Here is a 12334-nt window from a genome sequence, read left to right as displayed (position 1 = left end):
ATGACCACAGCTCTTACTGAGCAAAACGCAGCGCAGTCTACTACTGCTGGCCGCGTTGTGCGCGTCATCGGTCCGGTCGTTGACGTGGAGTTTCCACGTGGCGAGCTGCCGGCACTGTTTAACGCGTTGACTGTCGAGGTTACTCTCGAAGCAGTCGCAAAAACCATTACGCTTGAGGTTGCCCAGCATTTAGGCGATAACCTTGTGCGTACCATTTCCATGGCGCCTACCGACGGACTTGTTCGCGGTGCTGTGGTAACTGATACCCAGCGACCAATTTCTGTTCCGGTGGGCGATGTTGTAAAGGGCCATGTTTTCAATGCTTTAGGCGATTGCCTTGACGAGCCAGGCCTTGGACGTGATGGTGAGCAGTGGGGTATCCACCGTGATCCACCACCATTCGATCAGTTGGAAGGCAAGACTGAGATTCTTGAAACCGGCATTAAGGTTATCGATCTGTTGACCCCTTATGTTAAGGGCGGAAAGATTGGTCTCTTCGGTGGTGCTGGTGTGGGTAAGACAGTTCTTATTCAGGAAATGATTACCCGTATTGCCCGTGAGTTTTCTGGTACTTCCGTGTTTGCCGGTGTTGGTGAGCGTACTCGTGAGGGTACCGACTTGCACTTGGAAATGGAAGAAATGGGCGTGTTGCAAGACACCGCCTTGGTATTCGGCCAAATGGATGAGCCACCAGGAGTTCGTATGCGGGTGGCTTTGTCCGGTTTGACCATGGCGGAGTATTTCCGCGATGTTCAGCATCAGGACGTGCTGCTATTCATCGATAATATTTTCCGTTTTACTCAGGCTGGTTCCGAGGTGTCAACCTTGTTGGGTCGTATGCCTTCGGCTGTGGGCTATCAGCCAACCTTGGCTGATGAGATGGGTATTCTTCAGGAGCGTATTACCTCGACAAAAGGTAAGTCGATTACTTCGCTGCAGGCTGTTTATGTGCCTGCCGACGACTATACCGATCCAGCTCCAGCAACAACCTTCGCACACTTGGATGCTACGACCGAGTTGGATCGTGGTATTGCTTCGAAGGGTATTTACCCAGCAGTGAATCCGCTGACCTCAACCTCTCGTATCCTTGAGCCAGGTATTGTTGGTGAGCGTCACTACTCTGTCGCGCAGCGGGTAATCAATATTTTGCAGAAGAATAAAGAGCTTCAGGATATTATTGCCATCCTTGGTATGGATGAGCTTTCTGAAGAGGACAAGATTACTGTTCAGCGTGCTCGTCGCCTGGAACGATTCCTTGGCCAGAATTTCTTCGTTGCAGAAAAGTTCACTGGTATTCCAGGTTCTTATGTTCCATTGTCTGAGACCATTGATGCTTTCGAGCGTATTTGCAATGGCGACTTCGACCACTACCCAGAGCAGGCCTTTAATGGTTTGGGCGGTTTGGACGATGTTGAGGCAGCCTATAAGAAGCTGACCGAGAAGTAGGGAAAGGGGGAGCACATGGCTGACATCACCGTTGAGTTGGTGGCTGTAGAGCGCAAGCTATGGTCGGGTAAAGCCACCATTGTTACTGCTCAAACTACCGAGGGTGAGATCGGTGTGCTGCCTGGTCATGAACCCATGCTTGGCCAATTGGTCGATAATGGTGTTGTGACAATCCGTCCTGTTGAAGGCAGCAAGCTAACTGCTGCTGTCCAGGGTGGTTTCCTATCTATCTCTAAAGATAAGGTCACCATTCTTGCTGACTATGCGGTATGGGCTGATGAGGTTGATTCTTCGGCAGCACAATCGCAATTAAGTGCAGACAATAAGGTATCGAAGGCACGTGCTGAGGCTGAGCTAAAAGCTGTGCGTCGTAGCGCAGAGGCTTAAAGTTTTGCCATTAAACATCCGGTGAGTTCTAGTAGCTCACCGGATGTTTTATTTGTGCAACTCTGAGTAGGGGAACCATTATATTTTTGCTATTGATGTAGAAATACAATTATTTAGTTCGGGGTCGATAAAAAGATGCGGGCTAAAGACATCAAAATATTGATATTTAAGGTTAGGCTACGTATGGTTTTATCCGTAATTATTCCCTCCCTCCCTCAAGGAAAGGAAAATCATGTCTGTACTCAGGACTTTATTGGTAACTTCGGTATGCGCCGCTTTGGGGCTAGCTGCTTGTTCTACAGATAGTAGCCAGACTGCAACCAATGACACCGCAACAAAGCAAACTGTTACTGTGAGCCACGATAAGGGAGAAACCACCCTTAACGGACCGATTGAGTCTGTTGTTGCCTTGGAATTTTCCTTTGTTGATGCATTGCTTACCTTAGATACAGTTCCAGTAGGTATTGCTGACGACGATGATGAAAGCCGTATTACTCAACTAGCTGGTGACCAACTAAACTACACCTCGGTAGGTACTCGTTCAGAGCCAAACCAGGAGATTATTGCTAGCTTGCAGCCAGATCTGATTATCGCTGATACGGATCGGCACTCAGATATCTATGAACAGCTTTCGGCGATTGCCCCAACAATTGTTCTTAATAGTCGTGAAGGCTCTTATGAAGATATGAAGAAAAACACCGTTGTTATCGCCGAAAGCTTAGGTGATAAAAAACAGGGTGAGCAGGTAGTAAGTGAACATGAGCAGCGTATGGAAGAAATTAAAGCAACTGCTGCCACACTTGATCCACGTACCGTGCAATTGGTTACTGCACGCGAGGATTCACTACGTATCGCTACCTCCGATTCTTTCGTAGGATCAGTGATTGAAGAGATCGGCATTGAAGTACCAGTCAAAAGCGATAAGGCTTATGAAGATGCCAGCCTAGAGCGTATTGCTGAGGTCAATCCTGATGTGCTGTTGGTTGCTAGCGACGTAAAAAATCCGGTTACCAGCTCGTGGGAAGGTAACCCAGTGTGGGACAATATGACAGCTAATTCCACGCCAAATTCACGTTTCGATGTTGACCGAAACCTTTACACCCGCTTCCGTGGTCTTACCACGGCTGAGCATATTGCATCGGATGTAGTTTCTAAGTTGCAATAACAGCTAGATGAGTAAAAAATCCACTGCTTATCGGTGGACATTGACTATTGCGTTATCTGTGTTACTTATTGTGGCCTTGGTAGTAAGCCTTTTTATTGGCGCAAGTACCCATAGCCCGCAGAGCATCATCCAAGCATTTCATGACCGAAATTGGGATGCTCCCGCATTAACAACCGTGACCTATATTCGGTTACCTCGCGGTATATTGGCACTGGTTATTGGTGCTGCTTTGGCAGTATCTGGTGCCATTATGCAATTGGTAACACGCAACCCATTAGCCTCCCCCCAAACTTTGGGCATTAATGCCACCGCTGCTTTAGCAATGGTGGCATATATTGTGCTTGGTTGGAATATTGGTAGCGGGGTATGGCCAGCGTTTTTTGGTGCTTGTTTGGGCGGCTTTGCAGTCATGCTTTTTAGTCTGGGATCCCGGCGTGGTCCAGTTGTATTGGCATTAGCTGGTATGGCAGTGCATTTATTATGTACGGCGCTTATTCAGGCTCTTGCTGTACTTAATGAACGTGCCGTCGATGTCGTATTTTGGATGAATGGATCTTTAGCTGGTGCACAGTGGGACAAGGTACGTCTTGCTGTTCCATTAGTTACGGCTATGTTGTTATTGGCTATTGCGTGCTCTCGTTCTATTCAAGCATTAGGTTTAGGACGCGAAATTGCCACTGGATTAGGAATCCCTTATCTACGAACCATTAGTGGTGCGACGATCCTGGTGATTATTCTCGCTGGCACATCAGTAGCTGTCGCTGGTCCTATTGGTTTTGTGGGCTTGATTGTTCCCCATGTGGTTCGAGCGCTTATTGGCCGAGCTCCGATGTGGGAGTTCCCACTATGCGCACTGGTTGGGGCGATACTGCTTGTGCTAGCAGATATTGGAGCACGCATTATTATGTGGCCTTCAGAAACCCCAGTTGGCGTACTTACGGCGCTTATTGGTGCGCCAGTATTTTTGTTTCTTGCTCGTGCAGTAGGAAGGAAGAAATAAATGGTTTCGATGAACTATTTTTGCCTACTGTTGAAAGCAAAAATAAGGCGGTTACATACGCTGCGCTATACGCTGGTTATGTTGGCGATAATTTTTAGTGTGCTTGTCTTTGGAGTGGGCATCGCAGTATCGGTAGGAGCTGTTCAGGTTCCTCTTGCTCAGGTATGGACTGCGATTATTGATCCTCACGCAGAGGCAGCTTTTATTGTGCGTAATTATCGCTTGCCACGTGCCTTAGGCGCAGTTTTAGCTGGCGCATCTTTGGCTGTTGCAGGTGTGTTATTGCAAACTGCATTGTCTAATTCTCTTGCTTCACCTGATGTAGTTGGTATTACAAAAGGTGCTGGGTTTGGTGCGGTACTAGGAATTTTAGTACTGCCAGCAACCTTTTCTTGGCTGATGCCAGTAATGGTTATAGGTGGGGCGATACTCGCCGCTGTTGTTCTTATGCTCACCGCTAGTACTCAACGTGGCGATGCTGGTATTGCTTTAACCGGTTTGGCAGTTGGCGCATTGTTTCATGCCGCGACAGCTTTCTTATTGGTAAAAACCCCTGGCGATACTAATCAAGCAATGGTCTGGCTAGCTGGTTCTATGTATGGAACTACTATGAGTGAAGTCATTGGATTGAGTATCGGAATGCTTTTTCTTTTTCCCACAATAATTTATTGTGGAGCTTTACTCGATATTATGCGGTTAAACGAGCAAAGCATATTGGGTTTAGGCAGACAGCCACGAAAAATAAGAACGTTTATGATTTCAGTGGCCGTATTACTTTCTGCCGGGGCAGTAGCAGTTGCTGGTGGTATTAGCTTTTTAGGTTTATTAGCACCGCATATTGCCTCTGGTATGGTCGGCCAACGACCCGGGCGATTATTACCTGCTGCTGGTTTAGTCGGTGCCTTGCTTTTATTGAGCGCGGATGTTGTTGGTCGAGTGTTTACTGTGCCTAGTGAGATTCCTGCTGGTATTGTTACCGCAGTTTTAGGTGCACCTTATTTGCTCTATTTGCTTTGGAGAAAACAACGTGTCAGCTAAACAGCATCGGATTAGGGTGCAGCAACTTCATGCTGGCTACCTAGAAAATAAGATTCTAAGTGATATCACTATTGATATTCCAGATGGTTCTATTACGGCATTAATTGGGGCCAATGGTTGTGGAAAGTCGACGTTATTAAAAACAATTGCGCGGTTTCTTGATCCTACAGAAGGCACAGTGGTTCTTGATGGTAAAGAAATTACCGATTATTCGCGTCGGGGTTTAGCACAGCTTTTAGCAGTGCTGCCGCAGTCACCCGTTGCGCCAGAAGGCTTGAGCGTGCGAGAATTGGTGCGCTTTGGCCGGCATCCGCATCGTCGGTTGCTATCACGAACTGACGACGATGATGAGCGCATTATTGATGCCGCACTTAATGAAGCTGGGATGCGAGAGCTTGCCGATCGTGATGTGGAGCAACTATCTGGTGGACAACGCCAACGTGCCTGGATCGCAATGGCACTGGCACAAGATACCGGAATTTTGCTTCTCGACGAACCCACAACCTATCTCGATATCACTCATCAGCATGAGGTGCTTCGTTTATTGCGGAGTTTAAACCGAAGTCAGGGACGAACAATTATTATGGTGTTGCATGATTTAAATCAGGCTGCACGTTTTGCCGATCATATTATTGCGCTTGCCGACGGTGGGGTAGTAGCAGTGGGCAGCCCAGAAGAAGTAATCACTGTGGAAACCATTCGAGAAGTCTTTGACCTTGAGTGTGCAATTATTGATAATCCGCTAGATGGCACACCGTTATGTTTGACAATAGACGATTGATATAAGAGCAAACTTTTTTTTAAAAAAAGCATGGCGTTATGCGGTAACAGATTATCGAATAACACCATGCTTTTCTTGATTAAAAACACAAAAAGATAGCATATAAGCTGTACTTTTTGTTCTGGAAAAATCATGACTACAATCCTTAGAAAATATATAGATTTCGTGGTGGCTAGCCTAGTAAGCGAGGGAGTGTAAAAGTCATGATGTATTTTTTTAACGCCATTGTCTTAATTTTAAGCATCCTCGCCTTATTGGCTTTATGGCGTTTGGCGACGTTGCGTTCTAAGGGAACTTCGGTAATCTTGCGTCGACTTCCTGCCTCTGGCCTACATAGGTGGCGTCATGGTATTTTCCGATATCGGGGCAGCGATCTTGAGTATTTTATGGTGCGATCTTTGGCTGTCAAAGCAGACACTGTTTTGCATCGTGGCGCTGTGGAACTACGAGGCTACCGCGATACAACTGCGGAAGAGGCCTCGTTTTTGTCTACCTCACGAGTTATTCTTTTTCGCCACGAGGGAATCGATTATGAATTAGCTGGCAATAATCATATGGAGATGGCATTTACCGCGTGGGTAGAAGCTGCCCCGGATGTCCGTATGGATAAGATGAGTCCGAAAGTTTTGCGTCGTAAATTTAAGCCTTCGCAAGGCTAAACATTGATTCTTTGTTCCGCGTAGTTACTCAGTTAGTCTTGAGGGCATGCGTTTAGTCATCGCCCGATGTTCAGTTGATTATATTGGCCGCCTTGAAGCCCACCTCCCGCTTGCTGATCGCCTTTTAATGGTCAAAGCGGATGGTTCGGTATCGATTCATGCTGATGATCGTGCTTATAAACCGTTGAATTGGATGACTCCACCGTGTACCTTGACCGAGAAACACATGACTGACGATGGAAAAACTACCACCTTGTGGGTTGTAGAAAATAAAAAGGGCGAAAAACTTAATATCACCATTGAGGCTTTCCACTCAGATATTTCTTATGATTTAGGCGAAGACCCAGGCCTTATTAAAGACGGTGTAGAAGCACATCTACAGCAGCTGCTAGCCGAGCATATTGATACCCTTGGCGAAGGACACCAACTTATTCGTCGCGAGTACCCAACGGCAATTGGCCCGGTTGATATTTTATGTCGCGATAAAAATGGCACGACGATCGCAGTAGAAATTAAGCGTCGCGGTGGTATTGATGGTGTGGAACAATTAAGCCGCTATTTGGAATTATTAAACCGAGATGATCTCTTAGCACCTGTTAAAGGTGTTTTTGCTGCGCAAGAAATTAAACCACAAGCACGAACACTCGCAGAAGACCGTGGAATTCGTTGTGTGACACTTGATTATCAGTCGTTACGCGGAATTGAATCGGATGAATTGCGCTTATTCTAATGGCTCGAAGAAATAGACGCATCGTCAATAGTGCGCGAGCATTGCCTAAAGATGGGGCAACGTTTTATGGCACCCAGGAAATGGAAGGCCCTGGTTGGACGCATGGCGAAATTTATTTAGTTCGTCAGATGGGCTCCCATGCGGCAGTGAAGCACTATATTTGTCCTGGATGTAATCAGACGATCCCACCAGGAATTGCACATGTTGTAGCGTGGCCACGCGATTATGGTCGAGGACTTGATGATCGCCGGCATTGGCATAGAGCGTGTTGGCAGCGTCGATAACGTGTAACTAAAGGGGCACAACGTAGCTATCGCAGAGATAACTTATGGAATAAAGGGTTTATTTGAACGAATTTACTAGCATTGAGCCTCGGCAATTATAGCGGCTCTTTTTGATGGCAGACGGAATGGTTCTAGTAAGTGCTTGTTCTATCTAGACGGAGAACTTCCGGCGATGCTGGCTCCGGGGGATAAGAAGCCGTTGGCTGAATATGTTTACCTTAAAACTACGGAGGAACCTCCATTGCATGATGATTACGTTGTTAGTCCCTAGAATTAGGCAGTCAGTATCTATAATGTAAAGACCATGGGTGTATCCAGCTATCAAGCAGCTGGGCGCTTGTGTCAGGTAATATGTCGGCACAATTAGACGACACTGTAGAGCAACACTGTGTGTTCAAAATGTCAGGGCGTGCAAGCGCAAACGAGCACCAGGATAGGACTCTCAAAAGAGGCACGGAAGTTGCGCATGCGACTTCCGCGGCAGCAAGAATCCTTCACTATTGCGGTAGGATGAACTAAACACTTAGGCTATGTGAGCTTGTAGCACAGAACATGTGAATGCTGCCCAACCTCCACGATAGTTGGGCAGCATTCACATCGACAGCATTAAGATAACTGTCACTTAAAAGGCTTCTGAGTAATATGCCATGGCTATGAGCAAAAAAGTACTCGTGAAAATTCCCAGCACTGCAAAAGAAAACATCTTTCTTTTATGAACGAGTCCTGCATATAAAACAGAAAAACCGAAACCTAAACCAACAGAAGCTAATACCAGGTTCCCCCATTCACCTGTAATTGACTTCACGTTAAATCGGTAAAAGACTACTGCGGTCCAAGTGACACCCATTGCCAATAGGATCGAACTAATAGAAATGATCTGAGCTTTGCTAAGCGGCTCTCGTTTCTGGCTTACCATTTCTAACATTCCGCACCAGCAGCACCGATAATTCCCGATGTCACTACGCCAGCAACACCAGCAACAGCAGCGGCAGGGAGGTTTCCTGTACCAGCGGTCAATCCTGCTGCGACCCAGAGTAAACCATTAGCAGCTGCTAAACCATTTAGAATGTGCCCGCAAGCGCTACGGGGCTGGATGTCTCCTGATTGAGCGGATTCAGCTGTTTTGGCAGCCACTGCTAGTTCTTCCAGAGAAGCCGTTTTAACGTATTCTCCATTTAGGTATAGCTGCACATTCTGTCCATCTTCAGTCATAACGGCAGTCACAGTAGTTCCGTCGGAATACGTAATTGTTTGTTTTTTCTCTGCTGCTTGATTATGGGAAAGCTTCGAATTAGGAATTTCTGTGGCCTGAGCTGGTGCAGCGGAAGCAAATGCGACGCTTAATCCCACCAGTATCGTACCTGTCATTTTCCAAAAGTTCGCTCAGTGATCATTGTTTCCTTCAATCTTCGGGTAAATATGTGGACAGTTTCGATGTTGAATGTAAAGTAGATATTTTTCAACCCCTCATTATCATTTAGTTATAGATTTGTTATGTCTAAAAGGAGTATCATGGAGAGTCCGAATAAACCCCGCGAAGTGCTTTTTTACTTCTTCTGTACCTGATAGCCGTCAGCGTCTTGCGTTTATCTCTGTGTAAGCCTGGCTCTTGAACTCAACGGTGTACCCACGCACGGTGTGTCATAGTCTGATGGAAAACGTTAATGGGTCGTACAAGATGAGTTCATCTATATTCGGACGTGGAGAGACGTTGTCGATGTTGAAATCGTGACCTTTGAATGGGTGAATTGGTGCAATAATTCCAGGCTTCACCAAAGTCTCGGCTACCGTATGCGGGTCGACCGTTGAGTCAAAATTTTGGAGCCATCACCTGGCCGAAGAAATAATAGAAATTAAGGCAAATGCTTAGGAACAAAAAACTGAACTGCTCCCTGTTAATTGGATTGAGAAAATCAAACACCAACTAACAGGGAGCAGTTCAGATTTTTCCGAGGAGGATCCTTTTTATATTAGATATATCCTTTTACATTTAGTTATTGCACAAACACTTGAAATACAGCGCACACAGTTTCCTCCTTATGACGAATATAAAGAGAATCAGGGTATCCATGCACAAGTCTAAGTACTTCTTCTAAATCAGTTTCAAAATTAGACGTGGTAAAAGGATTCTTTCTGTTGTTTTCTTGAAAAGATTTTCTTCCTAATACCTAGTGGTGGGGAACCGTATATTGCTTACGGCATTTCCCACCTATCAGGATTCCAGCAGACTTAGTTCTCATAGGGTTTTTAGATGAAGATTTACTGTCTGCTTAGCGACTGGGAAGGTTGTGTGCTTGATAGAGAAAAGAGATTAGATGAGCTCTTATTTGGGGAGGAATTATCGTGCGAACCTTGGGGCTTGTCTACATTTGGAAATAAGATAGCAGCATGTTTTAGACCAGTGGTTGCTTTGGATTTTTCCTGGTATGTGAGACCCGAATTATTTTCTATCGTTTCTTTAATCCAGGGAAGCCTTGGAACAAGGTTCGTGTGCCACATCAGCCGATTCTGGCCACCACTGCATTCTGGATTGAAACCGCCGGCAGTGTGTACTGCATAAAGAGTTTCGGCTTTGTAGACAGGTGCGCCTGAATCTCCACCACAAGAACGAGAATCAGTTGATGCTGTTCCTTTGAAAAGGTCTGTATAAGTGACGTTTCCAAAGCTTAGTGAGTCTACTTTTTCAGAAATAACTGTCAACGCTGAAGATGCATAGTCATGAGGTTGGCCGTATCCGGTAAGCACAGCTTCATCACCGATTTTTAGAGATTCGTTGGTAAGAGCGAAGACATCGGCGTTAATTCCTTCACCGACCTTGATGAGGGCAACGTCATCGGCTAAAGATTTAGTGTAGATTGCGGCGATGCCTGCTATTTCACCGTCTGACTGACGAAGGAATCCATCCATAAATGGTGAATTAGAAACACAGTGATGCGCAGTCAACCAGAAATTATCCCCCAGATAGCTTGCGGTGCAATCACGTCGAATGCGACTTTCCTGTATGTCGTCTAAGCCCGGAATCACCGACCATAAAGCAGCAATTCGATTATCGTTCACCGGCACGGTACTACTTGCCCGCAGAGAGACAAAGTCGTTATCTATTTCTTTAGCCGCAGCAGGAAAAGACCATAGTGCTACAAATACGCAGGCTAGAGAAATAAGGCTGGTTTTAGCTATTTCCATGATTGCTCCGAGACTTTAGAGATGAGAAGTTTTTCACTTAGTCGGTACAAGCGTTCCTTAGCCTATAGGGTAACTCAATAAACAGCCTTCTACTCAACTTTTTTCTCAGGGATCACCATGAAAGTTCTCTCGCACAAATTAATCGTCACTATTTCGATAAGCTTACTAATAAGTACCACTCCTGGTGCTGCAGTAGCTCAATCTTCTTTTTCTGGTTCATCTCATCGTGACCAGATACAGTCGACGCCTGAAACATCTCGAGCTTCAGTCGCTGATAACGATGCAGTTTCGACACAGGTGGTCGACGGACCATTTGCTCAGTGGGGCATTCCAACCCCTCCAGGTGCTGAAGATTATAAGGTTAACCAGGTCACAGAGGAAGAGCTTAATCCTCAGGGCCTAGTAGAATGGCATCCAACTGCTAATCCGAACGCTGAAATTATTCCTGGTAAGATGCGCTCTGACCGAGAAGAGATTCCTGCCGGTGTAGACAAAGCCGAAGCCGATAAAACAGAAACCCGGGAAGCACAACTTGTAGACCCAGATACTCCGACCTTGAATGCCCATCCAGGATGTGGAGTGTACTGGCCAACTAGTTTTGAAGTATGCGGTTTAATCAAGGAAAAATACGACAGCATCGGTGGCCCCACCAGCTTCCTTCTTTTTCCAAAAACCAATGAATTAACTAACCCCGATGGGATCGGAAAGCGCTCTGAATTCGTCAACGGGTATATCTACTGGCATCCAAAGACAGGAGCTCATACTGTCAGCCTGCCAACATCAAAAGTTTGGCAACGACATGGCTGGGAAAAAGGTTTCCTTGGATATCCTACAACCAGTGACATTGCTCAAGGAAACGCTTGGTATAAGCAAGATTTTCAAGGCGGACACATCTACACCCACAATGCATTACCTGCGACTCAAGCTAGTATTCAAGGCGCTATCTATGACAAGTGGCAATCCATGGGCGCCCAAAACAGTGAACTCGGGTATCCCATCCGTGATGAGCTAACCACTCCTGATGGAATCGGACGATTCAATGTCTTCGAAGGCGGCATGATCTACTGGACACCACAATACGGAGCACATGCTGTATCGGGCTCTATTCTCATAGAGTGGGGCAAAGCTGGTTTTGAGAAAAGTACTTACGGGTACCCCATAGATGATGCCAATGAAGTCTTTAATGATGTAAAAATTAGTCAAAAATTTGAGCATGGAAGCTTGACCGGGTTTAACAACATAGTCCAGAAAATCGTAGATTCCATGCCTGGAAATCAATACGGTCATCTTGATGCTTGGCAAGTGTATGTGGATGGCATGTACTACGTGAAGTCCACAAGGCAGGATGACGTAAGGAAGACTTTCGCCATTGCTTTTAATGAACTAGTTGAGTAGTTCAACCGATATGAATTAGAAACTGTAGCTTTACAGTCCGGAGGATTACCAGAAGGTACGGATGAAGATCCTATTAATCCGAAAAATCGTGGTGATATATTTTATTCCGACGCAACAACCGCTAGAGTAAACCATGGTCACAATGGAATTTTTGTTGGAAACCCTAATGCTAACAATAATTCGAAAAATGATACCGTCGAAGCATCAGGCGTAATAGGTAGTGGTTCTCTGTCTGGAGAAGATGATACAACATCTGGAGTGAAACG

General features: G+C 45.9%; 13 protein-coding genes. 11 read left to right on the top strand and 2 right to left on the bottom strand.

Annotated elements, in window-relative coordinates; genetic code table 11:
- The 9 genes from atpD to UL82_RS10880 all read left to right on the top strand — a co-directional run bounded on the left by atpD (position 1) and on the right by UL82_RS10880 (position 7490).
- Entirely contained in the window at positions 1–1446 is a 1446-nt protein-coding gene (atpD, locus tag UL82_RS07205) for a F0F1 ATP synthase subunit beta (protein ID WP_046440006.1), read from the top strand.
- Positions 1447–1461: 15 nt separating this feature from the next.
- Positions 1462–1833, top strand: a complete 372-nt coding sequence (locus UL82_RS07200; RefSeq protein ID WP_046440004.1) for a F0F1 ATP synthase subunit epsilon — start codon at positions 1462–1464, stop codon at positions 1831–1833.
- 232 nt (positions 1834–2065) lie between these two features.
- Entirely contained in the window at positions 2066–2998 is a 933-nt protein-coding gene (locus UL82_RS07195) for an ABC transporter substrate-binding protein (protein ID WP_046440002.1), read from the top strand.
- A 7-nt stretch (positions 2999–3005) separates the two neighbouring features.
- Positions 3006–3998 (top strand): FecCD family ABC transporter permease, encoded by a 993-nt coding sequence (locus tag UL82_RS07190; RefSeq protein WP_046440000.1) that lies wholly within the window; start codon positions 3006–3008, stop codon positions 3996–3998.
- Positions 3999–5036 carry a FecCD family ABC transporter permease gene (locus UL82_RS07185; protein WP_197719654.1) on the top strand — a complete coding sequence of 346 codons (1038 nt, stop codon included), beginning with the start codon at positions 3999–4001 and terminating at the stop codon, positions 5034–5036. It begins immediately after the preceding gene.
- A complete protein-coding gene (locus UL82_RS07180; protein WP_269471348.1) occupies positions 5026–5817 on the top strand; it encodes an ABC transporter ATP-binding protein in 792 nt (263 codons plus the stop codon). The genes UL82_RS07185 and UL82_RS07180 overlap by 11 nt, the downstream gene beginning before the upstream one ends.
- Before the next feature lie 203 nt (positions 5818–6020).
- Complete coding sequence (locus UL82_RS07175) at positions 6021–6476, top strand: DUF2550 domain-containing protein (protein WP_046439998.1); 456 nt, start codon at positions 6021–6023, stop codon at positions 6474–6476.
- 46 nt (positions 6477–6522) lie between these two features.
- On the top strand, positions 6523–7206 hold the full coding sequence (gene nucS, locus UL82_RS07170; RefSeq protein ID WP_046439997.1) for an endonuclease NucS: 684 nt from the start codon (positions 6523–6525) through the stop codon (positions 7204–7206).
- On the top strand, positions 7206–7490 hold the full coding sequence (locus tag UL82_RS10880; RefSeq protein WP_083966440.1) for a hypothetical protein: 285 nt from the start codon (positions 7206–7208) through the stop codon (positions 7488–7490). Before nucS ends, UL82_RS10880 begins: the two co-directional genes overlap by 1 nt.
- Before the next feature lie 918 nt (positions 7491–8408).
- Here UL82_RS10880 and UL82_RS11055 read toward each other — a convergent pair.
- Positions 8409–8858 (bottom strand): hypothetical protein, encoded by a 450-nt coding sequence (locus UL82_RS11055; RefSeq protein ID WP_126363865.1) that lies wholly within the window; start codon positions 8856–8858, stop codon positions 8409–8411.
- A gap of 318 nt (positions 8859–9176) precedes the next feature.
- Between UL82_RS11055 and UL82_RS11655 the strand changes: the two genes are divergently transcribed.
- Positions 9177–9299: a hypothetical protein gene (locus tag UL82_RS11655; protein WP_126317174.1), complete on the top strand. Its 123-nt coding sequence runs from the start codon at positions 9177–9179 to the stop codon at positions 9297–9299.
- A gap of 450 nt (positions 9300–9749) precedes the next feature.
- Here UL82_RS11655 and UL82_RS07155 read toward each other — a convergent pair whose 3' ends face one another.
- Positions 9750–10673 (bottom strand): trypsin-like serine protease, encoded by a 924-nt coding sequence (locus UL82_RS07155; protein WP_052735911.1) that lies wholly within the window; start codon positions 10671–10673, stop codon positions 9750–9752.
- 117 nt (positions 10674–10790) lie between these two features.
- On the opposite strand from UL82_RS07155, the gene UL82_RS07150 reads away from it, so the two are divergent.
- A complete protein-coding gene (locus UL82_RS07150) occupies positions 10791–12068 on the top strand; it encodes an LGFP repeat-containing protein (protein WP_052735910.1) in 1278 nt (425 codons plus the stop codon).
- The last annotated feature ends 266 nt before the right edge of the window (positions 12069–12334 follow it).

This window comes from Corynebacterium kutscheri (genome assembly GCF_000980835.1).
Lineage (GTDB): Bacteria > Actinomycetota > Actinomycetes > Mycobacteriales > Mycobacteriaceae > Corynebacterium > Corynebacterium kutscheri.
This window is presented reverse-complemented; position numbering and strand designations above follow the sequence as displayed.

Coding starts and splice junctions, on each gene's coding strand:
- UL82_RS07155 (WP_052735911.1), bottom strand. CDS start 10,673: ATGGAAATAGCTAAAACCAGCCTTATTTCTCTAGCCTGCGTATTTGTA.
- UL82_RS07185 (WP_197719654.1), top strand. CDS start 3,999: ATGGTTTCGATGAACTATTTTTGCCTACTGTTGAAAGCAAAAATAAGG.
- UL82_RS07175 (WP_046439998.1), top strand. CDS start 6,021: ATGATGTATTTTTTTAACGCCATTGTCTTAATTTTAAGCATCCTCGCC.
- UL82_RS11055 (WP_126363865.1), bottom strand. CDS start 8,858: ATGACAGGTACGATACTGGTGGGATTAAGCGTCGCATTTGCTTCCGCT.
- atpD (WP_046440006.1), top strand. CDS start 1: ATGACCACAGCTCTTACTGAGCAAAACGCAGCGCAGTCTACTACTGCT.
- UL82_RS07190 (WP_046440000.1), top strand. CDS start 3,006: ATGAGTAAAAAATCCACTGCTTATCGGTGGACATTGACTATTGCGTTA.
- UL82_RS07200 (WP_046440004.1), top strand. CDS start 1,462: ATGGCTGACATCACCGTTGAGTTGGTGGCTGTAGAGCGCAAGCTATGG.
- UL82_RS07195 (WP_046440002.1), top strand. CDS start 2,066: ATGTCTGTACTCAGGACTTTATTGGTAACTTCGGTATGCGCCGCTTTG.
- nucS (WP_046439997.1), top strand. CDS start 6,523: ATGCGTTTAGTCATCGCCCGATGTTCAGTTGATTATATTGGCCGCCTT.
- UL82_RS10880 (WP_083966440.1), top strand. CDS start 7,206: ATGGCTCGAAGAAATAGACGCATCGTCAATAGTGCGCGAGCATTGCCT.
- UL82_RS07150 (WP_052735910.1), top strand. CDS start 10,791: ATGAAAGTTCTCTCGCACAAATTAATCGTCACTATTTCGATAAGCTTA.